The sequence below is a fragment of the Rhizobium sp. RM genome (assembly GCF_013390595.1).
Taxonomy (GTDB): Bacteria; Pseudomonadota; Alphaproteobacteria; order Rhizobiales; family Rhizobiaceae; genus Agrobacterium.
The window spans coordinates 193,981-214,965 of record NZ_JACAWV010000002.1; the positions used below are offsets into that span (position 1 = coordinate 193,981).

Consider the following 20,985-nt stretch of genomic DNA (forward strand, 5'->3'; position numbering starts at 1 on the left):
CCCGATCTCAGGCCGTAGCTTCAGGTGTGCCGAAACGAATGCGGAAACGCCTGTTCTCCTTGCCCTTTTTTTCGATCTTGGCGATGTGGATGTCGCCAACTTCCTTTGTTTCCGAAACGTGGGTGCCGCCGCAGGGCTGGCTGTCGATGCTGGATGCCTCGCCAATACAGACGAGGCTCACGCGTCCAAGGCCGACCGGTGGGCGCACGTTTTTGGATTTGACGATGCCGGGATTGGCCAGAAGCTCTTCATCCGTAATCCACTGCAGGAAAACCGGGTGGTTGGCCTTCACCAGCTCCATCAGCTTGGCCGTTACGTCGTCCTTGTCAATCGTTTCCGACATGTCGAAGTCGACGCGGGATTCGTCCTCACCCACCGCTGCGCCGGTGATCGGCCACTGGCAGACAACGGACAGCAGATGGCAGGCCGTGTGCATACGCATCAGCTTGTAGCGACGCGGCCAGTCCACGTGCAGCGTCACCTTTTCGCCGACAGCGGGCGACGCCTGACCTTCGAGTGGAACGTGAATGATGATGCTCTTGTCGGCGCCGTGCCTGGTTACGCCAAGGTCGATTTTTGAGCCGTCGGCACGTTCAAGCACGCCCGAATCGCCGGGCTGGCCGCCCGACGTGGCGTAAAAGCAGGTCTGGTCGAGTTCGATGCCGCCATCTTCATGCACCGCCGTAACGATCGCTTCTGCAGTTGAAAGATAGAAATCGTCACGAAACAGGGCATTCACAGGCATTTCGGCAGGTCCTCAAACAGTTTCGTACGGAACCGAAATCTCGCTCTTTTCCGTCAGCCAGGCGGGAAGAGGAAGGCCCTTCGAGCGCAGGAAGTCGGGGTTGAAGAGCTTTGACTGGTAACGGTTGCCGTAGTCGCAAAGAATGGTCACGATTGTATGCCCCGGACCCAGTTCGCGGGCAAGGCGGATCGCGCCGGCAATGTTGATGCCGCTCGAACCACCCAGGCACAGGCCTTCTTTTGTAACGAGGTCGAACAGCACCGGCAGCGCTTCTGCGTCCGGAATACGGTAGGAAAAGTCGGGGCGGAAACCTTCGAGATTGGCGGTAATACGTCCCTGGCCGATGCCCTCGGTAATGGATGAGCCTTCCGATTTCAGCGCGCCATTGGTGTAATATTCAAAGAGAGCCGCACCATCGGGATCGGCAAGACCGATCTTGATGTCGGGATTGAAGTCGCGAAGACCGTCTGCAACGCCAGCCAGCGTGCCGCCCGAACCGACAGCGCAGATGAAGCCATCCACCTTGCCGTCCGTCTGGTCCCAGATTTCGGGCGCGGTCGTTTCGATATGGGCCTGCCGGTTGGCAATGTTATCGAACTGGTTGGCCCAGATAGCGCCGTTCGGATCGGTCGCAGCAAGCTGTTTGGCAAGGCGCCCGGAAACCTTCACGTAGTTGTTCGGGTTGGAATAGGGAACAGCCGGAACCTCGACCAGTTTGGCGCCAAGAAGCTTCAGCGCATCCTTCTTTTCCTGGCTCTGGGTTTCCGGAATGACGATGACGGTCTTGTAGCCAAGCGCGTTGGCGACGAGTGCAAGACCGATGCCGGTGTTGCCTGCCGTACCCTCGACAATCGTGCCGCCCGGCCGCAACTGGCCGCGGCGTTCCGCGTCGCGAATGATGTAGAGCGCGGCGCGATCCTTCACCGATTGGCCCGGATTGAGAAACTCTGCCTTGCCGAGAATTTCGCAGCCTGTCGCTTCGGACGCAGCCTTGAGGCGGATGAGTGGCGTGTTGCCGATGGCGGTAAGCGCAGAGGAGTGAATGGTCATGGCGAGCCTTCTTGTCTGAGCAGAAACTAAGAGGGGTTATGTCCCGTTACAACTGCATCGTGACAAGAAATTATCTTCCCGGCTTTGCGTCTGCCACGCAAAAATTTGCCGTTCCCCGTTTTTATGCGTGTTTCTTGAGGCCGGAGTAGGCATCGAGTGCCCGCTGTCGCGCAAATTGATGATCGACGACCGGTTTCGGATAGGTTGTCCCAAGCTCGATTCCGGCTTTTTCCAGCACGTCCTTCGGTGCTGCAAATGGCTTATGGATGTATTTCCGCTCCAGTTTGTCCAGTTCGGGAACGAACATGCGCACATAGTCGCCATTCGCATCGAATTTTTCGCCCTGAAACACGGGGTTGAAGATCCGGAAGAACGGTGAGGCGTCTGCGCCCGATCCGGCCACCCATTGCCAGTTGGCGGCATTCGATGCCGGGTCGGCATCCACAAGCGTATCGCGGAACCACTTCTCGCCTTTGCGCCAGTCGATCAGCAGATGTTTGATGAGGAAGGACGCGGTGATCATGCGGACACGATTGTGCATGATGCCATGCTTCCACAATTGCCGCATTCCCGCATCGACAATCGGATATCCCGTCATGCCGCGCTTCCACGCATTGAAGCCCGCATTGTCGTTTTTCCACGGGAAGGGATCGAAACTGTCGTTCCAGTTTTTTTCGTCCAGTTCAGGAAAATGAAACAGCAGGTGATAGCAGAATTCGCGCCAGACCAGTTCCTTGCGGAAACGGCTGATATCCTGAGACCCGATCTTGTGCGACAGCCCCTTGGTCGCATGCCATGCAGCCGCAGGCGATATCTCGCCAAGCGCCAGGTGCGGCGAGAGCATGGAGGTGGCATCCTTGGCGGGAAAATCCCGGCCTTCCTCGTAACCTTTCAGCGCGCCGTCGATGAAATCCTCAAGCTTTTCCTGCGCGCTTGCTTCGCCCGGCGTCCAAAGATCGGCAAAATCCTTTGCCCAGTCCGGTCCGGTTGGCAAAAGTTTCCAGTCGGCCAGTTTTTCCGTCTTCGGCCAGGTGCCGGGTGCTGTCAGCTTATCCGGTGCCTCTGCCGGCACATGCGGCTCCTCGGCACCTTCGATCGCCCGCCAGAAGGGCGTGTAGACACGGTAAGGGCCGCCGCCTTTGGTCTTGACCCGCGATGGCTCGTGCATGAGGTGGCCCGCGAAGCTTTTCACCGTCAGGCCGTCACCTCGAAGCGCCTCTTTCAGTTTGCTGTCCGTCTCCATGCCATCGGGATCGTAGCGCCTGTTCCAAAAAACCGTGTCGGCACCCGTTTCCGAGATCAGCGAATGGAGAATGTCTGAAGGCTTGCCGCTGCGAAGCAGAAGGCTGCTGCCACATGTTTCGAGCGAGGTCGCCAGGGCTTCCAGCGAATGATGCAGCCACCATTCCTGTGCGCCACCCAGAGGACCGGCCGATCCAGCCTTATCATCCCTGATATAAACGGGAATCACCGCTCCACCGTGATCGAGTGCAGCGCGCAGAGCGTAATTGTCGGACAGGCGCAGGTCCTTGCGGAACCAGACGATAACGGCAGAGGGCTTTGTTGACATGGGCTTTTCCGGTTCACCTCTGCTTGAATGACAATTGAACGGCTTTGTTCCTCAAATCGGCTAGAATGGGAAGATGGACGGACGCGGTTTTCTGATGAGGATTTTTTTAGACTTGAAACCGTCGGGGGCGGGAACCAAGTGAAGGCGCCAATGTTTCAACGGGGCAATAAACTATGGATGTACAATCGATGCTTCTGAACGACATCAAATGGAAAACCCCCGTTACCATTTCCCTGCAGAACGGCTCGCCCAGAATTTTCAACGGCGCCTACGAAGCGTTTGACTTCTTGCAGCACGAATGGCCGGAACGCACCGGACAGGCTTATGAGCAGGCGCTACGACTTTGCCGCGCCTCTCTGATGGGGAGCGTTGATGGCGAAATCGCCAGAGCGGCGTTCATCGCGGCAAGCCGGCAGGCTGAATGCCTGATGGACGAAGATCGTCAGATCGCCTCCTGATTTTCAACCGGAAAATCATCTCGAACGAAGCCATCCGTAACGGTGCGGGTGGCTTTTTTGTTGGGGCCTTGGCAAAACGGGTTGAAAATGTGGCCATGAGGGGCGAACTTTGCCACACACAACAGGTGATCGGCACGGTACGATGCAAAATCAGGGCTATATCGTTTTTCCGACCGCGCTTGGCCATTGCGGTCTTGCATGGGGCGCGAAAGGCATAAGACGTCTGCAATTGCCGGGCGCCAATGCTGCCGAAACGGAAAAGCTGCTGATGCGGCGGGTCCCGTCCCTGTCGGCTGCAGCACCGGATGATGAACTGCGGCGGATCATCGAGAGCATCGTTCGTTACTTCGCCGGTGAGGCGGCGGATTTCTCCAGGACGCCGGTTGATCTGGCCGGAGCGGAACCCTTTCATCTCGATGTCTATCAGGCTGTCCGCCTTATTGGCTGGGGCAACACGACCACCTATGGCGCCGTCGCAAAGACGCTGGGAAGAGGGCCGGAAAAGGCGCGGGATGTGGGGCAGGCGATGGCGAAAAATCCGGTGCCGCTGATCATACCGTGCCACCGCGTTCTGGCCGCCGGCGGCAGGCTTGGCGGTTTTTCCGCACCGGGCGGCTCAACGACGAAATTGCGGATGCTGGCACTGGAAAATGCCGGGCGGGCTTCCGACGACGAGGCCCAGGGCAGCCTGTTTTGAAGCAACGACAGATTCGTGCTGTATAGACCGTCCAAATTTTCGCCAATATCTCGTCAAATTGTCGTTGAATTGTCACAATACATGGGCGCCCTCTAACAAAAGGGCGACAAGTTTGAAAGTATCCGCGTTATTTCTAGCCGCTGTAGTGTCTTTAACAGCGGCGGCGTCAGCCTCTGCCGGAATGTTGAACCAGGCAGAAAGATATTCGGGTCTGCACGAGACCAAGAATAACAAGAGCCTCAAGAACATTCTGGGTGCCAATCCCCGCGTCACCCCCTGGTGCGGTCTTTTCCTCCACGCCGTTGCCAGCAAGGCAGGGCGGCAATCTCCGAAATCCTATGGTTTTGCCAAATCCTGGACGTCTTTCGGTTACGCTGTGCCGGTGGGCCAGGCGAAACCCGGTGATGTCGTTGTTGTCCGCAACGGACGCGGTTATCACGCCGGCATCCTGAAAAGCATGAGCGGCAAGACGGCAAAGATCCTGGGCGGAAACCAGTCGGGCCGCGTGCAGGTTTCAAACTTCAGCCGCAAGTCCATCGTGTCGGTGCGTCGCTAACCGTTTTCGGGGCCGACCCGGCACTGTGCCACTGGCAATTCCAAAAGAGCGGGCTGAGGCCCGCTTTTTTTATGCCTTTTTTGAAGGAAACTGCGCCGCGCATCCAGCCTGCTGTTGACGACCGTCAAATGAAACCTCTTCATAGTCAGGAACGAGGAACAAATGTCATCTTTCTCTGTTTTTGTTGTCATATGGATGAGATCAAAGGGAGGTTCGTTATGACTGCAGATCGTGAAGGCTCTATCCGTGCGAAGGCGCACGCCCTTTGGGAAAAGGAAGGCAGACCGGAAGGGTCGCATGAGCGGCACTGGGCGGAAGCGGAGCGCGAAGTCGCAACAGAAACCGCCAAAAAACCGGTCAAGAAGCCCGCTGAGCGCAAACCGAAGTCGCCAGCCGTAAAATCCCTTCAGAACGAACAAAAGGCTTCACGGGCCGATGATAAGGACGAATTGACCGAAGGTCTGGAAGAAAGCTTCCCGGCAAGCGATCCGCTTGCGGTGACGAACACGACAGTGGCGACCAAACGCCCGAGTGCGAAAAAGAAGACGAAATAGGTCTCTCGGACCAATATCCGGTCAAACGGCTATGTCGTCATGGAAATCAGCGGTATTGGGTGAAAAGTTCTCTTTAAGAGAAGAATGGCTCCCCGGGCCGGATTCGAACCGGCGACCTGTCGATTAACAGTCGAATGCTCTACCGCTGAGCTACCAGGGAACGTTGGCGCCGTTTGTTGCGGCGTTGGCGGGGTAATACAAATGCTTTGTCGATTTGCCAAGCGGTTTTTTCAAAAAAAACGCATTCGTCTTGTTTTATCTCCTGAGAGCCCCACTTTTCAGGGCTTGTAGCGTGCAAAAAACTTATCCACAGGCTGGATGAAAAAGGGCAGCAGGAAATGAAATTCGGAGTCGATGCCAGAACAGGCCGTTTAAATGTCGGCAAATGGAGCGTGGCGATGCCGCGTTCTCGCACTGGCAGGATCGCGACAGGCTCGGTTCTGGTCGTCGGGGGAACGCTCGGCTTCTTGCCGATCCTCGGATTCTGGATGATTCCGCTTGGTCTCGTCGTGCTGTCGCACGATCTGCCGGCAGTACGCCGTCATCGTCGGCGCGTGACCGTATGGTGGGCATCGCGGCAGAAGCGCCGCGATGGTGCTGGCAAAAAGGATGGCGGATCAGCCGCCGAATGAATTGCTGATGCCCTGGCCGGCCCAGAAGGCGGCATAGGCGAGCGCTGCGAAGTAAATCGATGTCAGCAGCAGGAACAGATAACCGCCGAGAACGGTGACGCCGTCGCGCTGGATCATGCCGGCGGAAAAAAGCAGGATCGCGACACCTGGCAGGGTGTTGGAAAACGGAATGAAGCCCAGCGGCATCATCAGAAGCACGCCCGCCGTCATCAGAGCTAGGCCGTTGATCCGGTTGGCAACAAGCCCGGTGGTCAGTGCCGGCATGCGTGGGCGAATATAACGGTCAAGCTTGGAGACGATCGCCACGCCTTTTTGAAGCGCCGGGACGAGCTTTTCCGTTTCCATCTGGCGGTCGAGAATTTTCTTTGGCAGCCACGGCAGCCGATTCAGCGTGATCGCCAGACTGACGAGAATGATCGCTGCGCCGAACACGGTGCTCACGCCCGGTATCGACACGGGAATGAGAAAGGGCAGGGACGCAATCGCACAGATCAGCAAAAGTCCTTGTTCACCAATCGCTTCCATCAGTTCGCGCAGGGTGATCGTTTTGCCCCGAACCCTTCCGATCAGTTTTTCCAGCGTGGTGCTGAGTTTCTCGGACGTATCGGTAAATGCGAATTCATTCGTCATGCAGACTTCCCGGAAGTTGTTTTACTCCCGGAACCGATAGCATTTATAGGGCTCCATGCCTATCACCGATAGAAATGCGCCTGCAACGAATGGCGTTTGCAGCCTAGTGGGAAACCCAGTTGCTGTAGGCGCCTGCCACGAGCACGACAAACAGGATGACAAGGATGACCGGATTGATCGACGTAATGAAGCTCACATATTCCATAATGCGTTCCTCCAATTTCCTCCGAGAAACATTTTACAATAAAATCCGATAGTTATCTACCTTAGGGCGATATTTTTGCGTTGCGGTGAGGCTTGAGCCTTATTGGCTGTAATCATTTTCTTTTCATCGATTCCGCATTGCGGAAACCATCTTCCCAACATTTGCCATTCTGTTGCATTGTCTCTATTGCCGTCGCGTAAGGCCTGAAAATACGCGCCCCGCCCGCCACATGGCTTCCTGATCAACTGCTTCACTCTGGGATACGGAAATGCTCAAGAATCTTTACGGATGGACGATGGCGCTTGCTGCACGCAAAACCGCCGTCTGGTGGCTGGCGATAGTGGCATTCGTGGAAAGTTCGATCTTCGTCGTACCCGCTGACGTGCTGTTCCTGCCGATGGTGCTGGCAAAACCGAAACGCGCCATGTTTTATGCTCTGGTCGCGACGGTCGCCTCGGTTCTCGGCGGTATCGCCGGCTGGTTTCTCGGGCACTACGCCTTTGAAAGCCTGGCGCGGCCAATCCTGGAATTCTATGGCAAGCTCGAAAGCTTCGAGCACCTCAAAAGCTCGGTCAATTACGAGACCATCGTTCTCCTGCTGGTGACATCGGGTCTCGCGCACCTGCCGCCGATCAAGGTCGTGACCATTCTGTCGGGAGCAGCCAACATCAGTCTCGGGCTATTTATCCTGTCTGCCGTCGTAACGCGCGGCGCACGTTTCTTCATTCTGGCCGGCCTGCTGCAGCGATACGGCGAGTCTATCCGCCACTTCATCGAAAAGCGCCTCGGTCTCATCACGGCGGCCGCTGCCGGCGCCTTGATTGCCGTCTATGCGGTCTATGTCTTCGTTCGGTGACATGGTCGGGATTTGAGACGCCTACCATGTTCCGCAGGCGCGTTGAACGTGCCGGCGGCTGCCCGTGAGTGGGCGCGAAACGCTCCGCGTTCTCGCGTGACCCGCTTCAGGATCTTCGGCGCACAACTTTCAGTTTGATGTCAGAAATGGCGGATATCCGGTGCCTCGACCAACGCATCGGCCAGAAAATCAATCCCGGTTTTCAGGCCATTTGGCGCGTCGATTGAGAAAAATGGAGCGCTGCCGTCTGCCTTTGTAGCGACGCGGTGCTCTGACGAGGAACCGCTATCATGCGACGAATTTTAAAGGGCTCCGCCTGGGCCGTGGCGACAATCGCACTCTCTGTCAGCCTGTACCTCTTCGGTATCCAGTATTTGGGCAACTTCCACGAGGTCGTACCGGGACAGCTTTACCGCTCCAACCAGCCGCAAACAGCGCAACTGGACCGTTACGTCAAACAATACGGCATCAAGACCATCATCAACCTGCGCGGCGCCAATCCCTCACAAGGCTGGTATCGGGATGAAACATCCGAATCGGACAGGCTGGGTGTTGCCCATATCGATTTCGGCATGTCGGCCAATGAGCAACTCAGCATGGAAAGGGTCGACCAACTGGTCGCAATCATGCGCGATGCGCCCAAACCCATTCTCATCCACTGCAAGGCTGGCGCAGACCGAAGCGGCCTTGCCTCAGCCCTCTATCTCGCCCGCGTCCTGGGCGCCGGCGAAGAGGCCGCCGAAAGCCAACTCTCTCTCCGCTTCGGCCACCTCAGCCTGCCTTATCTCTCCAAGGCCTACGCCATGGACGAGACCTGGGAAACCGTGGAGCAGACGCTGATCCCGCAAGACTGGCTGTTCGCCTGGCAGGAGCCTTGATACGCCAAGAGGGAGGGTGTTGATGGCTCGGGGGAGGGCATGAAGATTTTTCGTTTTTCGGGAAAAAGGTCATTTTCCGCTTGCTCTCCAAACGCCATCTATATAAAGCCCTTTTCAGGTTCGGAGCGTAGCGCAGCCCGGTAGCGCACTTGACTGGGGGTCAAGGGGTCGCAGGTTCAAGTCCTGTCGCTCCGACCATTCAAAACCAAGCCAGATGCCCCCAAGGCTGGCTTGAAAATTCTCAGCTATCCAATAGATGCATACTTTTCCGCTCTTACGTGCTTTTTCGTATCAGGATTGGCGAAGAGAGTGCTGACCGGTCTGTCAGATTGAGTAAGAAGCTGGCTTCGAGGTGGCGACCCCTGCAGGACTCGAACCTTGCGCTTTTGAGGTGCGGAGAGGTGAAGAACCTTCCAATGCGTGACGTCTTGGCTGCACACGCTGTTTTTGTTTGCAGCTATCAAACAGAAAACACACACTTGGCACTACAGGTTGTAGCCGGTTGCTTGACTCCCAGCTTGATGTGCTAAATCAATACGCTTGTTTTAGGGGACGGGCACTTTATTTTAGCTCAATTCACCATATTGAAATCGATATTGCTTCTTTATTCATAGCCATTTTTATCAAGAGCGCCGCTTCGGGAAACTGGAGCGGCTTTTGATTGTGCGCGGCTGTGAGGCGGGAGTTGGCTCTATGCCATCGTCGTATTCACGGAATATTTCCAACGAGCCGTTCACAGAATGGGTGCTGGTTTACAGTCTGCCGTTGCCGCTGCTTGGGAGGTAACGGGAGAATGTCCTTTCTGGCCATTCCCCCAAAATTGCAGTAGCCTCTGTTAATGCTGACACCTGCACAATGCCGCGCCGCGAGAGCTTTCCTGGATTGGTCGCAAAAGACACTTGCCGACGAATCGAAGATTGAAGCCGTTACCGTTCAGGCCTTTGAAGCCGGTCAGCCGGTGCCGGGCGATGCGGTTGCTGCTTTGCTCCAGGCGCTGCAGTCCGGTGGTATCTCATTTATCGATGACAATGCGACAAGTGGGGCGGGTGGTCCCGGTGTGCGTCTTCTTAAATCGCCGAATCCGGAGATTGTAAGTCCCGAGACAGTGCAGTATCCGGAGCACATGGCGCCGGATGCGCCCACAGGTGCAGGAGGCTGACATGGCGAAGAAAGAGAAGATCGAACATTCCGAGTTTTCGGGCGAGTTCGAAGACGACGGCATCACGGTACTCGTCGATATTTACCGACCTGCCGGCACACAGCAGGACTGGACGCTGGAGGTCATCAGCGAAGAGGACGACGTGACGACCTGGGAAGAGAATTTCGCCACCGACAAGGACGCCTGGGAAGAGTTTCTGGCAACCTGCGAAAAGGATGGCATCAGAAGCTTCCTCGACGGCGAAGAGCCATCCGTGCACTAAGGTTTTCCTCAGAGCATAAAAATCAAAAAGGGTCGGTGCAGCGATGCATCGGCCCTGATTTTTACCGCGCATTTACTGTCAAACGCCCGACACATCTTCTCTTCAGCATAGACGGGAACCTGCTGCGGTCCAAAACGTTCAGTTGCAGGCAATCTAAACTCAGGGAGATAGCTCATGTCCGAATTGGTAGTCGTCGGTTTTGACGGGAAAGAAGAAGCTGACCGCGTTCTTCTCAAGCTTGCGGGTCTGAAAAAGGAATATCTGGTCGATCTCGAAGACGCAGTCGTTGTCGTTCGTGATGAGTCCGGCAAGGTGCATCTCAAGCAGAGCGTCAATCTGACGGCACTTGGTGCGAGTTCCGGCTTGCTGTCTGGCGGCCTTTGGGGCGGCCTTGTTGGCCTGTTGTTCCTCAATCCGCTGGCAGGTTTCGCCATTGGTGGCGTTCTCGGTGCGGGCACGGGCGCGCTTGCCGGTTCGCTGGGTGATTACGGCATTGACGACGACTTCATCAAATCGCTGGGCGAAACAATTCCAAACGGATCGTCTGCGCTGTTCGTGCTGATCCGCAAGGTACAGCCGGAGAAGGTGATGGCTGAGTTTGAAGGACTGCGCGGTCGCGTCCTGAAAACCTCGCTTTCGCCAGAGCAGGAAGCGCAACTGCAAAAGGCGCTGTCTGGCAGCTCCGTGGAAACGCCGGCTCCTGCTGTCTAAGCAAGGTTTTGGCGATACGCCGCAGCACTCTGCGGCGTGTCGCAAAATCTCGTTGCATCAAACCGTAACGGTATTTGCGTCTGCCTTGGGCCAGGTCAGATAATAATAGTGGTCGCCCACGCTGCCGAAAAACGCATTGCTGCCGGAAATCGCATCCGTATAGGCGCCGGTCGATGAGCGGACATAGCTGCCGCCTTCACGCTCGAGCCGCTGTTTCAGAAACTCGCTCCAGCCCATGCTTTCGATCTGCGTTCTGGCTTGCGTCGTCACGTCGTTTTCATCCGATGGGTCCCAGGCGGTCATCTGAACGCCATTCAGCGGGTCCGAAACGGTGAGGGTTCCTTTTTCCAGCGCTGCCAGCATTTCCTTCGCCTGTTCGGCGGTTGCTGTTTCTTCCGCCAGCGCCTGAAGTTTCTTCTTCAGGCTGGTCATGAAATCGGCCGAGGTGATGTCAGTGGAAACCGGCGTCGAATCGTCTGCTTCGGTGGTTTCTCCCGATTGCTCCGAAAGGCGCGTCAGCAGATTGTTCAGTGTTGTGGTGGTCGAGGCCGAGGTATCGATACCGTAGGACGAAAGAAGCTGTGTGCGCTGGTTGGATGCGCTTTCTGTTGCGTCTTCCTGTTCCTTGATGGCCTTGAGTGCCAGTTTTGTTGCCGTCAGTCGTGTGGAAAGGTCGATGGAAGATACCATGTCGATCTTGCGTCCTGAACAGGCCAACGCGTTTCATGCGCATCGACCTCATGTTGGTGGCGCGGGCCACCCCTTGGCTTCTCACATCAGAAGTCCGGTCACGACGTTTTTAAACGCCTTCGACCGGTCTATTGGGGCAAGGTTGCCTCACGCTTGCGTATATTATTTCTGCTCGACGGAGACACCATTCGGGCCGATGTTCATCTCAATGCCCTGCGGTTTGCTTTCTTCATGCCAGACATAGGCGCCAAGGCCGGCGATCACCACAACCAGCGCGCCGATGATGAGGTAAAGATTATTGGTCTGAGTCATGCAAATTATCCCCGTATGATCGTGATATCGCGGGATAAACGCCGATGATCAGGGAAAGTTCCGTTACGGCAGGCGAGGGGACGCGGCCAGTGTTCGGCGTCGTTTCAGGGTCTCGCGTTTCTCCAGCGCCATGCATCCCCAGATCACGCCAAGCAGCAGGAAGAAATGCCGCCAGTGGTCGGTATCGATGACATTGCCAATCAGCACGTGGCCAACGAAAGTCACCCAGGCGATAATCAGGAACGGTTGCCACGGGCGCTCACGCAGCAGGTTGTTGAAGCCCGCCGCAATCGTCCAGCAGACCATCGCCAGATAGATGACGAAACCGAACCAGCCATGCGTGGTCAGGCTTTTCAGCCAGATATTGTGTTCGGCCGCGGGAAAGATGTCGTCGAACACCATCGGGCCGATCCCGAGCGGGTGTTCCATCGCCATCAGGAAACCAAGATAGTGGCGGGCAAAGCGGCCGAGGTGTCCACCGTCATAGGACTGGACGGCAGATGCACGGTTGGAAAACAGATCCGCGACCTGCTTGAATTGCAGGGCGATGATGACGGCCGCCACCATGAAAGCGACTGCGAGAAGAAACAGCACAAGAATTTTCAGCCGAAACGCCGAGGTGCGCTCCTTGAGCAGCATCACGAACACCAGCAGGACCGCTGAAAACAGAAAGAGGCCCCAGGCTGCGCGCGAGAAGGACAGGAAGATGCCGAGCGCCAGAACCAGCAGCCCGGCAATACGCCAGGGCGCATGCATCGTCTTGCCGGTAAGCAGGCCGTAGATCAGGTAGAGCGACGGCGCCACCAGGAAGGGACCGAAGACGTTCGGGTCCTGAAATGCACCCTTGGCGCGGTCGTAAAGTGTGAAGACCTCAAAGCCGGGCAGGGCGTGGAAATAACCGAGAATGCCGAGCATTGAAGTAATCAGCGCGGCCGCAAGCCAGGCGCGGAAGATCAGCAGAAGTCGCTGATATTTATCTTCGATGATCGCGGCGTAGAAAACAGATGTCAGCGCCAGAAAGGTCGATACCGCAAGATAAAGCGGCCCCTCATCCAGATTGGCCATGGTGGTCAGCGACAGATATCCACCCACATTGAAGGCCAGCAGCAGACACAACAGAATGACGACGGTGCGCGACAGGCGCAGGCCGAGCAGAAACCACAGCGCGACCTGTCCTACCATCATCAGTTCGTAAGGCGCAGGTTCCGAGATGACGAAGCCGGACAGAAACACCCCGAACGCGATGAAGAACGAGCCGATCAGCCGCATGGTGGCCAGCGGCGCGTCAAAATCCGGAGCGTGCTGGTAGGCGGCTTTGGTCAATAGGCGTTTTCCGACTTGAGCAGGCGTATAGGCGTCAGGAACAGGATCTTCAGATCGAGGAACAGCGACCAGTTCTCGATGTAATAGAGATCGTATTCGGTGCGGAACTTGATCTTGTCGCCGTGGTCGATTTCACCGCGCCAGCCATTGATCTGCGCCCAGCCCGTAACCCCCGGCTTGACCTTGTGGCGGGCAAAATAATGCTCCACCACCTCGGTATATTTCAGGTCGCCCGTCTGGGCGTGAACGGCGTGCGGCCGCGGCCCAACGAGGGAAAGATCGCCGCGTAGAACGTTGAACATCTGCGGCAACTCATCGATCGAGGACTTGCGCAGGAAACGTCCGACCGGCGTGACGCGCGGATCGTTTTTCGTCACCGCCTTCTTGGCGGTTGGATCGCTGAGCTCCGTATACATGGAGCGGAACTTCCAGACATTGATAGTCTCGTTGTTGAAGCCGTGACGCTTCTGCATGAAAAGCACAGGACCTTTCGAGGTCGCTTTCACGGCAATCGCCGCACCCAGCATGATCGGCCACAGAAGGACGATGGCAATGATGCTGAACACGATGTCGAAGATGCGTTTTGCCACCGAATCCCAGTCGCGGATCGGCTTGTCGACAACGTCCAGCATCGGCACTTCGCCGACATGTGAATAGGAGCGCGGGCGGAAACGCAGCTTGTTGGCGTGTGCGGCAATGCGGATATCCACCGGCAGCACCCACAATTTGCGCAGCAATTGCAAAATGCGCGCTTCAGCACTCAGCGGCAGGGCAATGATCAGCATGTCGAGCTTCGTCAGCCGGGCAAACTCCACCAGTTCGGCAAAGGTGCCAAGCTTGGGATAGCCGGCGACGACATCGGGCGAACGACCGCTGCTTTTTCTGTCGTCGAAAATGCCGCAGATGCGGATATCGTTGTCGGTCTGCTGTTCGAGAGAGCGAATGAGATCCTTGGCCATGTCGCCACCGCCAACAATCACGGCACGGCGTTCCATCACGCCGTTTCGCCACCAGTGGCCGATGGCAAAACCAAGAAGCGTGCGGCCGGCAAACAGTGCGATGGCGCAAAGCGCATACCAGGTGATGAACACGTCCCGAGAGCGCGGCGTATCGGGAAAGAACACCAGCGCAAAACCGGCAATCAGCGCGAATGACAGGATGACGGCGCCCTGAACCCGGAAGAAGACCTTGAAAGGAGCACGCAACGCCGGAAGCTGGTAGCAGTCGCCAGCCTGCATGAACATCACGCAGGCAAGCGCGCCGAGCAACCCGCCGACAAACCAGTGGGCAAAACCGCCGGCACCATCATAGGCGGCAAAGCCGTTGACGGCGGCTGCGATCACGGCAAGAAGCGCGAATTCAAAAATCCGCAATTGGCCGATGACCATGTTGGGGGAGTGATTTCCGGCGCGAAGCTGGCTGGCAACCTGCCGCGCAAGCGGATTGGGTTCGACGCTTTCGGAAATGGAAGCGTCTCTATTGTCGCGTTCGGACATCTTCTTGCGGAACGAGATTACATCGAATTCGTGCCGCTCTTCATTATCCTTGCTCATCGCTACAGCCCACACCCTTTACGAGCGAAAATCTAGTCCAAACATACTAAGAAACGTTTATGGCAGTGATTATTAACGCTGCGTGCAGTCAGGGCGTGTAACTTTGGGGCTGGCGGCGTCTCAGGTCAAAGAGCGATAGAGCGTCAGCATATCTGCGGCCATCACCGGTGTGGAAAACTGCGCCTTGAAGTCTTCGGGCTTGGGCATGACCCGATCTGCCCAGACGGGATCGCTGGCGTCTTGAACCATGATTTTGGCCAGAGCGCCGGAATCGCCAGCCGGCACCAGCGCCTCGCTTTTTGCGCCCAGCACTTCGGGAATGCCGCCAACGCGCGAGGCAATGACCGTCTTGCCGGCCGCGAGCGCCTCCAGAACGATGTAGGGCATGGCTTCCGCGCGGGAGGGAACCACCACTGTCGACGCCATTTCAAAGGCTTTCCGGGCAGGCATGGCCGCATGCATGGAGATGCGGCGCGAGAGACCGGAACGGGCAATCATTCCGGCATATTTGTCTCTGTCTGGGCCATCGCCGACAATCACGCCGGACAGCGTCTTGCCGGTCATGCGCTCCGCCTTGGCAAAGGCATCGATAAAAACGTCAGGCCCCTTCAGGTCGCGCAACATGCCGATATAGAGAAATTGTGCTGCACCCTCCTGTGTCGGCACGGTCTCGAATTCGTTTTCCTGAACGCCATTGTAGATCATCGCCGTGCGGGTGCGCGGCTTTCCGACCTTCGTTTCGTAAGTCTCCTGTTCGAACCGGCAGACGAAGCAGAGCGCGTCGGTAAAACGCTCCTGAAATCGTTCGATCCGAAGGAAGAGCTGACCCTTGAGGCTGCGCCTGTCATAGTGCAGGCTGCCGCCGTGAGGCGAATAGAGGCGGGCGACGCGATACCTGTTTACCCGCAGCAGTGAGCCGATCAGTCGTGCCAGCACGCCGCCCTTGGCGCTGTGTCCGTGCAAGATGTCCGGCCGCAAACTCTTGATGTGTTTATAGGAACGCCACAGCGCAAAGAGATCTCCAGGGCTGATAGAGCGCCGGATTGGCAGCCGTGTCAGCCCGAGTTCCAGCATCGGGGCAATCTGGGCAAAAAGCTTCTCTTCATAGGCGCCGCCGGTCGAGCTGTCGCAGACGATGCCGACCTTGTGGCCTTGCTTGACGTGTTCTTCGATGAGGTCGCGCACATGGCGGAAGACACCGCCCACAGGGGAGCGGAAGCAGTGAATGATGCGTAGCGGAGGCCCGTCATTCGACATCGATGCTGTCTCGCCCGTCAGAAAAAGCGTTCGCGAACATAAACCGTATCGCCCGCCAGGATCGGTGCCGTAATGCCGATGCGGCCGGTGATGACATCGGCGTTGATTTTGCGGGTGATATCGACATCGGCCTGGTTGGCGCGCGAGGTAAAGCCGCCGGCAATGGCGATGGCATTTTGCGCGGTCATCCCGGGCACGTAGGAATATTGACCCGGCCGGCCAACTTCGCCCATGATGAAGACAGGGCGGTAACGATCAATCTCGATGGTGACATCAGGATCGCGCAGATAGCCCTGGCGGAGTTTGGCAGCGATTGCGGCTTCGAGTTGCGGCAACGTTTTGCCGCGGGCGGAAACCTGGCCGACGAGCGGGAAGGCAACATAACCGGCCTGATCCACGGTATAGGTGTTGGTCAGCCCGGCCTGTTCGAAGACATTGATGCGCAGCCGATCACCGCTATCGACGTGATAGGGTTGCATGGCAACCTCATGGAATGCTTTCGGCGCGGGTTGATATGCCGCGCATCCCGAAAGGGCCGACAGGGCGGCTACAATGAGTGCTGTGACATGTCGTGATCCGGCGAGCGGCATTTCGTCAGGCTCCGAGTCGTTCAATGACCATTGTTATCGGTCTGTTAGGGTTAATGGCCGGTAAACGGCAGCGCGGATGGCCGATGAAATCGGCTTTATTTTGCGCGATTTGCGTCGGTTGTTTGCCGGATTAACTGTTGTGTTACCGGCAACACTTAAGCTTTGCGCGAAATTGGTGATCTATATTTGAACAAACGGGGTTGCCCCGGCTATGGAGCCCGTATGAACGGCGAGCGCATGGACGACAGGGATGTGGATATCGATCTCGCCCGGCTGATGTCGGCGATATGGGAGCGCAAGGGGCGTATTGCCCTGATTACGCTTCTCGCGGGCGGGGCTGCCTTTGTCGCATCCAGCATGATGGCGCCAGCCTACAAGGGCGAAGCGCGCGTGCTGATCGAATCCCGCGCAGCATCCTTTGGTGCATCGCCGCAGTCGAACACGCCTGCCGAACCTGCGCTGGATGAGCTGACCGTTTCGAGCCAGGTGCAGATCCTGCAATCGGTCGACCTGATCAAACAGGTGGCGCGGGACATGAAGCTGCACGAACTCAACGAGTTCGACCCGGATGCAAATCCCTCCTTCCTTTCGCAATTGCTTGTCTCTGTTGGTCTGAAGCGCGATCCGCTGCAGGTTGCGCCGGAGGAACGGGTCCTCAAGGCTTTCAGGGAAAAGCTGCAGGTCTATCAGCTTGAAAGTTCGCGCGTCATCGCTGTTGAGTTCTCCTCGCAGGACCCCAAGCTCGCCGCCACGATCCCGAACGAGATGATGAAGGTCTACATCGCGCTGCAAAGCGGCGCGAAGCTGGACACCAGCACCGAGGCTGCCCGCTGGCTTGAACCGGAGATCGCCAGTCTTCGCGAAAAGGTGCGTGATGCCGATCGCAAGGTTGCCGACTATCGCTCTTCCTCCGATCTTCTGTCGGCCGGGCAGGGCGAAACGCTTGCCACACGGCAATTGAGCGATGCCTCGACCGAACTTGCCCGCGTCAGAACGGAACGGGCCAATGCGGAAGCGCGCGCTGAAAGCGTACGCAATGCCCTCTCAAGTGGCCGCCCGCTCGACACTTTCCCGGATGTGGTCAGTTCGCAGATGATCCAGCGCCTCAAGGAAAGCGAGGCGACGATCCGCAGCCAGATTTCCGATCTTTCGTCTTCTATGCTGGAAGGCCATCCGCGTATCAAGGCGCTGCGCAGCCAGCTTGATGGCATTCAGCGGCAAATTCAGGAAGAGACACGCAAGGTTCTGGCGAGCCTTGAAAACGAGGCGAATGTTTCGCGGTTGCGGGAACGTCAACTCGTGCAGCAGATGAATGTGCTGAAATCCGAAAGTGCGCGCGCTGGCGAGCAGCAGGTCGGATTGAACGATCTGGAGCGCGAAGCCGCCGCCCAGCGTCAGTTGCTGGAAACCTATCTCGCCCGTTACCGCGAAGCGACCTCTCGCGCCGGATCGGCAGAATCGACGCCTGCCGACGCCCGCGTCATTTCCTCGGCCGTCGAACCGCGCGAAGCCTATTTCCCCAAAACAGGGGCGATCACCATCGTCGTGACGCTGGCGACCTTCCTTCTCTCCTGCATCGTGGTGATGCTGCTGGAACTGTTCACCGGTCGCGCCTTGAAGCCGGTTGGTCGTGCGCCTGCGCCAGTCGCTGGCGACAATCCCAACCGTATTGCCGCCGCAGAGGACAGGAACGAACGCGCCGACGAGGCGGAATTGATGGAAACGCCAAAGGCAAAAGAAAAGCCGCCGGTCGTTGCGCCGCAGGCTTATGTCGAACCGTCACCCGCCGCAGCGATGATACCGCCAGTGGTGGCGTCTGCCGCTATCGCGGAAGAAAAGCCGCAGGCCGCCGCCGTCGCTGCAGCCGCGCAGGAAGAGATTGCTGCAGCGGAAGACGATGACGACCAGGGCGAATTTTCAGTTGATGCCGTTGCGGCATTCCTGGCGGCTCGCGTTGCCAAACCTGTGGTCGCGGTCGTGTCTCCAACCGGTGATAGCGGCTCCACAACCACCGTCATGCTGGCCCGTGCTCTTTCCGAACTCGGCCGTTCCGTCGTTCTGGTGGATATGACGGCGTCCGCGTGTCCGACCCGCCTGATGGCTCCAGACACCGGCCTTCCCGGCATCATGGACCTGTTGGCTGGTGCAGCCGCATTTGGCGAGACGATTCACAGCGACAGGTTGTCCGATGCCCATATTGTGCCGCAGGGCAATGCGCAGCCGCGTGAAGCGATGCGCGCCATCGACCGTCTGACGATGATTATCAACGCGCTGTCTGATGCCTACGACACGGTTCTCGTGGAATGCGGTGCGGTCCAGATTCAGAGCCTTGAGAAGATGCTGCGGCGTATGCCTGCCGAAATCGTCGTTTCCGTTCCCGACACGAAAGATGTCGTGCTGGAAAAGACCCTCGGTGATCTGCTCGCGCATGGCTACGAACAGGCTCTGCCGATGTCGGGAATGCGCAAGCGCGATCATCTCAGCGCCGCGTGAGCGCTAATGGCGTTTCAAACATCGATGGGATCTTGATCCTAATCGTCCCTGGAGGCGGCTGATCCGCCTCCATCCCAGGTGCGGGCACGCAGCCGCTGGATCAGCGCATAAAGCGTCGGGTTGGTTTTGATCGCACTCTTGGTTCTGGCAATCGCCACGAACACAGACGCTGCAAGCCGGCCTTTCAGTGTCAGCGGCAGGAAGATGTCGTGCTGCACCGTCATCATCGGGCACCAGCTTCGTTTGTAAAGCTGGTCGCCGACGCCGAAATCGAACAGCACGGCCTTTTCCTGACAGGCCCGCTCGATCATCAGCCAGAACAGCAATTCGCCGGGGCTCAGGTCCTTGGCAACCGTTTCATCGATCGAGCCGAACTGGCAGATCACATGGTCCTGCTTGCGCGAAAGACCGGCAACCGCGGCAATCAAACCTTCATTTTCGCCGTGAAGGCGGATGGCGTGTAACTCGAGCGCGGTGTCAGTCCCGGCCGGTTCCACGGATGCCAGGTCGTAGAAGAAGTCCTTGACGGCCTGGTCGCGGAAAACGTCTGGTATGCCCTGCGATGCAAACCGCGTCGATTTCTGCCGGAAAAAGGTCTGCAGCAACTGGCATTTTTCCTCCGGCGTCTGCGCGATCACGTGGGTGTAGCCACCCAGTTCTTCGGCACGGCGGCTCTGGATGCGAAATTTCTTGCGGCGCCTTTTGGCATTCACCTGCCGGATCGTGTTTTCCATGCTGCCGAGAAGCGGAAGCTGGAAGGCGGGGTTCTGGTTTTCGACAGAGGCAAGATGCGCAAGCGGGCTGGTGCGCTCACGCCAGACCAGCGGCACATTCTGCAACGCCAGAACATCGGCCTTTCCATGCAGAAGCTTTTTGGCTTCGCGGGTAATGGCTGCGGTCGTGGCGCTGTTTGCCTTCTCGGCAAAATCCGCATCGAACACACCGGTATTGATGTTGTTGAAGCGGCCGCCTGGAAAACGCGCCTGGCGAATGCCACCTTCACGGACCAGTTCGAGTGGCAGAAGGAAAACGGTTTTGCCACCCTGGCGACCACGGATGACATGCAACGGGCTATTCTGGGTCTTCGCCCAGATGCGGCACCAGTCTAGTCCCTGATGCAGCGAGTTGAGAGCATCGCGGTCGAGAGCGTCCCATTCTGTGCGGATGGAATCGATATCGTCGACGAGATCGACGATGAGCCGGTCGGCGCGGCGCCGCTCAGGCAACGCAGAACCGTCCACCGAAGTGAACTTCGCTTCGCCATCCTTGGTCGTGACCGGCCCCACCGCCGTCATCCGCTCTCTCCGGTTGATCAGGCGAGACTATAGCTGCCACCGGCAAACAATGTCTTTATAAGCCGAAGGCAACCGCTGGCGGTAACGCGCTTTTGTCCACGCTATTTTGCCTGTTTTGACCCGGCCATCCATCGAATGATAAGCATGGCGGGCAAAATCCACAAAAGCCCGGTCAGAATGAAATAGGCGAGGTGCACCCACCAGGGGGATTGCGACAAGATCGCAGCCGCAACGGAGGTGGCCACGACGGCATAAACCACGACAAGACAGATAATGACGATGGTGCCGATGAAGGATCTGAGGCGAGGGCGCATGAGGATCAACCGAGGTTCAGGTTTCGGGCATTGAGGCCGGGTTTTGTCGTTTCTGAGGAAAATAGCCCGGCGCTCCAATCCCCCTTCGGTTGTATTGCCGAAACCAAATGACGTTCACCCATGCAATGCTCCACCCCAATGTCTTGCCCGACTATAGCGCCGCGACGGGATGCCGCAAACCCTCGGGTCTTGTTT

23 protein-coding genes and 2 tRNA genes are annotated in these 20,985 nt (G+C 57.5%); 12 read left to right on the forward strand and 13 right to left on the reverse strand.

What is annotated here, in order from left to right; translation table 11 throughout:
• Positions 1-7 precede the first annotated feature (7 nt).
• The 3 genes from HWX89_RS01040 to HWX89_RS01050 all read right to left on the reverse strand — a co-directional run bounded on the left by HWX89_RS01040 (position 8) and on the right by HWX89_RS01050 (position 3,365).
• A complete protein-coding gene (locus HWX89_RS01040; RefSeq protein ID WP_138795611.1) occupies positions 8-745 on the reverse strand; it encodes an alanyl-tRNA editing protein in 738 nt (245 codons plus the stop codon).
• A 12-nt stretch (positions 746-757) separates the two neighbouring features.
• Positions 758-1,795, reverse strand: a complete 1,038-nt coding sequence (locus HWX89_RS01045) for a cysteine synthase A (RefSeq protein ID WP_138795610.1) — start codon at positions 1,793-1,795, stop codon at positions 758-760.
• Positions 1,796-1,916: 121 nt separating this feature from the next.
• Positions 1,917-3,365 carry a cryptochrome/photolyase family protein gene (locus HWX89_RS01050; RefSeq protein ID WP_138795609.1) on the reverse strand — a complete coding sequence of 483 codons (1,449 nt, stop codon included), beginning with the start codon at positions 3,363-3,365 and terminating at the stop codon, positions 1,917-1,919.
• A gap of 188 nt (positions 3,366-3,553) precedes the next feature.
• Between HWX89_RS01050 and HWX89_RS01055 the strand changes: the two genes are divergently transcribed.
• From HWX89_RS01055 to HWX89_RS01070, 4 genes are all read left to right on the forward strand, one after another.
• The gene (locus tag HWX89_RS01055; protein WP_178340576.1) at positions 3,554-3,823 is read left to right on the forward strand and encodes a DUF982 domain-containing protein; all 270 of its coding nucleotides are present in this window, start codon (positions 3,554-3,556) and stop codon (positions 3,821-3,823) included.
• Positions 3,824-3,965: 142 nt separating this feature from the next.
• Complete coding sequence (locus HWX89_RS01060) at positions 3,966-4,520, forward strand: methylated-DNA--[protein]-cysteine S-methyltransferase (protein ID WP_138795801.1); 555 nt, start codon at positions 3,966-3,968, stop codon at positions 4,518-4,520.
• Positions 4,521-4,632: 112 nt separating this feature from the next.
• Positions 4,633-5,076 carry a TIGR02594 family protein gene (locus HWX89_RS01065; protein ID WP_138795607.1) on the forward strand — a complete coding sequence of 148 codons (444 nt, stop codon included), beginning with the start codon at positions 4,633-4,635 and terminating at the stop codon, positions 5,074-5,076.
• 218 nt (positions 5,077-5,294) lie between these two features.
• A complete protein-coding gene (locus HWX89_RS01070; RefSeq protein ID WP_138795606.1) occupies positions 5,295-5,630 on the forward strand; it encodes a DUF2934 domain-containing protein in 336 nt (111 codons plus the stop codon).
• An 85-nt stretch (positions 5,631-5,715) separates the two neighbouring features.
• Here the strand turns inward: HWX89_RS01070 and HWX89_RS01075 are convergent.
• Positions 5,716-5,790 (reverse strand) — tRNA-Asn (locus HWX89_RS01075).
• A 178-nt stretch (positions 5,791-5,968) separates the two neighbouring features.
• Between HWX89_RS01075 and HWX89_RS01080 the strand changes: the two genes are divergently transcribed.
• Positions 5,969-6,262 carry a hypothetical protein gene (locus HWX89_RS01080; RefSeq protein ID WP_138795605.1) on the forward strand — a complete coding sequence of 98 codons (294 nt, stop codon included), beginning with the start codon at positions 5,969-5,971 and terminating at the stop codon, positions 6,260-6,262.
• Here HWX89_RS01080 and HWX89_RS01085 read toward each other — a convergent pair.
• On the reverse strand, positions 6,248-6,892 hold the full coding sequence (locus HWX89_RS01085) for an exopolysaccharide biosynthesis protein (RefSeq protein ID WP_138795604.1): 645 nt from the start codon (positions 6,890-6,892) through the stop codon (positions 6,248-6,250). The two genes, HWX89_RS01080 and HWX89_RS01085, sit on opposite strands and share 15 nt — an antisense overlap.
• Before the next feature lie 473 nt (positions 6,893-7,365).
• Between HWX89_RS01085 and HWX89_RS01090 the strand changes: the two genes are divergently transcribed.
• The 6 genes from HWX89_RS01090 to HWX89_RS01115 all read left to right on the forward strand — a co-directional run bounded on the left by HWX89_RS01090 (position 7,366) and on the right by HWX89_RS01115 (position 10,963).
• Positions 7,366-7,953, forward strand: a complete 588-nt coding sequence (locus HWX89_RS01090; RefSeq protein WP_138795603.1) for a YqaA family protein — start codon at positions 7,366-7,368, stop codon at positions 7,951-7,953.
• Positions 7,954-8,243: 290 nt separating this feature from the next.
• The gene (locus HWX89_RS01095; RefSeq protein ID WP_138795602.1) at positions 8,244-8,831 is read left to right on the forward strand and encodes a dual specificity protein phosphatase family protein; all 588 of its coding nucleotides are present in this window, start codon (positions 8,244-8,246) and stop codon (positions 8,829-8,831) included.
• 121 nt (positions 8,832-8,952) lie between these two features.
• Positions 8,953-9,029: transfer RNA gene (locus tag HWX89_RS01100), tRNA-Pro, on the forward strand.
• A gap of 640 nt (positions 9,030-9,669) precedes the next feature.
• Positions 9,670-9,990, forward strand: a complete 321-nt coding sequence (locus HWX89_RS01105; RefSeq protein WP_178340577.1) for a helix-turn-helix domain-containing protein — start codon at positions 9,670-9,672, stop codon at positions 9,988-9,990.
• Position 9,991: 1 nt separating this feature from the next.
• Positions 9,992-10,252, forward strand: a complete 261-nt coding sequence (locus tag HWX89_RS01110; protein ID WP_138795601.1) for a hypothetical protein — start codon at positions 9,992-9,994, stop codon at positions 10,250-10,252.
• 174 nt (positions 10,253-10,426) lie between these two features.
• Positions 10,427-10,963 (forward strand): DUF1269 domain-containing protein, encoded by a 537-nt coding sequence (locus tag HWX89_RS01115; protein ID WP_138795600.1) that lies wholly within the window; start codon positions 10,427-10,429, stop codon positions 10,961-10,963.
• A 57-nt stretch (positions 10,964-11,020) separates the two neighbouring features.
• Here the strand turns inward: HWX89_RS01115 and HWX89_RS01120 are convergent, their stop codons facing one another.
• The 6 genes from HWX89_RS01120 to uppC all read right to left on the reverse strand — a co-directional run bounded on the left by HWX89_RS01120 (position 11,021) and on the right by uppC (position 16,688).
• Positions 11,021-11,653, reverse strand: coding sequence for a hypothetical protein (locus HWX89_RS01120; RefSeq protein WP_138795599.1), 633 nt, complete (start codon positions 11,651-11,653; stop codon positions 11,021-11,023).
• A 162-nt stretch (positions 11,654-11,815) separates the two neighbouring features.
• Positions 11,816-11,965, reverse strand: a complete 150-nt coding sequence (locus HWX89_RS01125; RefSeq protein ID WP_138795598.1) for a hypothetical protein — start codon at positions 11,963-11,965, stop codon at positions 11,816-11,818.
• Between the two features lie 63 nt (positions 11,966-12,028).
• Positions 12,029-13,288 carry a polysaccharide biosynthesis O-antigen ligase family protein UppF gene (uppF, locus tag HWX89_RS01130; protein ID WP_138795597.1) on the reverse strand — a complete coding sequence of 420 codons (1,260 nt, stop codon included), beginning with the start codon at positions 13,286-13,288 and terminating at the stop codon, positions 12,029-12,031.
• Positions 13,285-14,841 (reverse strand): polysaccharide biosynthesis glycosyltransferase UppE, encoded by a 1,557-nt coding sequence (gene uppE / locus HWX89_RS01135; protein WP_138795596.1) that lies wholly within the window; start codon positions 14,839-14,841, stop codon positions 13,285-13,287. Before uppE ends, uppF begins: the two co-directional genes overlap by 4 nt.
• Before the next feature lie 120 nt (positions 14,842-14,961).
• Positions 14,962-16,098, reverse strand: a complete 1,137-nt coding sequence (gene uppD, locus HWX89_RS01140) for a polysaccharide biosynthesis type 4 glycosyltransferase UppD (protein WP_138795595.1) — start codon at positions 16,096-16,098, stop codon at positions 14,962-14,964.
• A gap of 17 nt (positions 16,099-16,115) precedes the next feature.
• Positions 16,116-16,688 carry a polysaccharide export protein UppC gene (gene uppC, locus HWX89_RS01145; RefSeq protein ID WP_138795594.1) on the reverse strand — a complete coding sequence of 191 codons (573 nt, stop codon included), beginning with the start codon at positions 16,686-16,688 and terminating at the stop codon, positions 16,116-16,118.
• Positions 16,689-16,910: 222 nt separating this feature from the next.
• Here uppC and HWX89_RS01150 point away from each other — a divergent pair, with 222 nt between their 5' ends.
• Complete coding sequence (locus HWX89_RS01150; RefSeq protein ID WP_138795593.1) at positions 16,911-19,181, forward strand: GumC family protein; 2,271 nt, start codon at positions 16,911-16,913, stop codon at positions 19,179-19,181.
• A gap of 38 nt (positions 19,182-19,219) precedes the next feature.
• Here HWX89_RS01150 and HWX89_RS01155 read toward each other — a convergent pair whose 3' ends face one another.
• Together HWX89_RS01155 and HWX89_RS01160 are read right to left on the reverse strand one after the other, a co-directional pair.
• Positions 19,220-20,476 (reverse strand): GNAT family N-acetyltransferase, encoded by a 1,257-nt coding sequence (locus HWX89_RS01155; protein WP_138795592.1) that lies wholly within the window; start codon positions 20,474-20,476, stop codon positions 19,220-19,222.
• 101 nt (positions 20,477-20,577) lie between these two features.
• Complete coding sequence (locus HWX89_RS01160) at positions 20,578-20,790, reverse strand: DUF2842 domain-containing protein (RefSeq protein ID WP_138795591.1); 213 nt, start codon at positions 20,788-20,790, stop codon at positions 20,578-20,580.
• Positions 20,791-20,985: the final 195 nt, after the last annotated feature.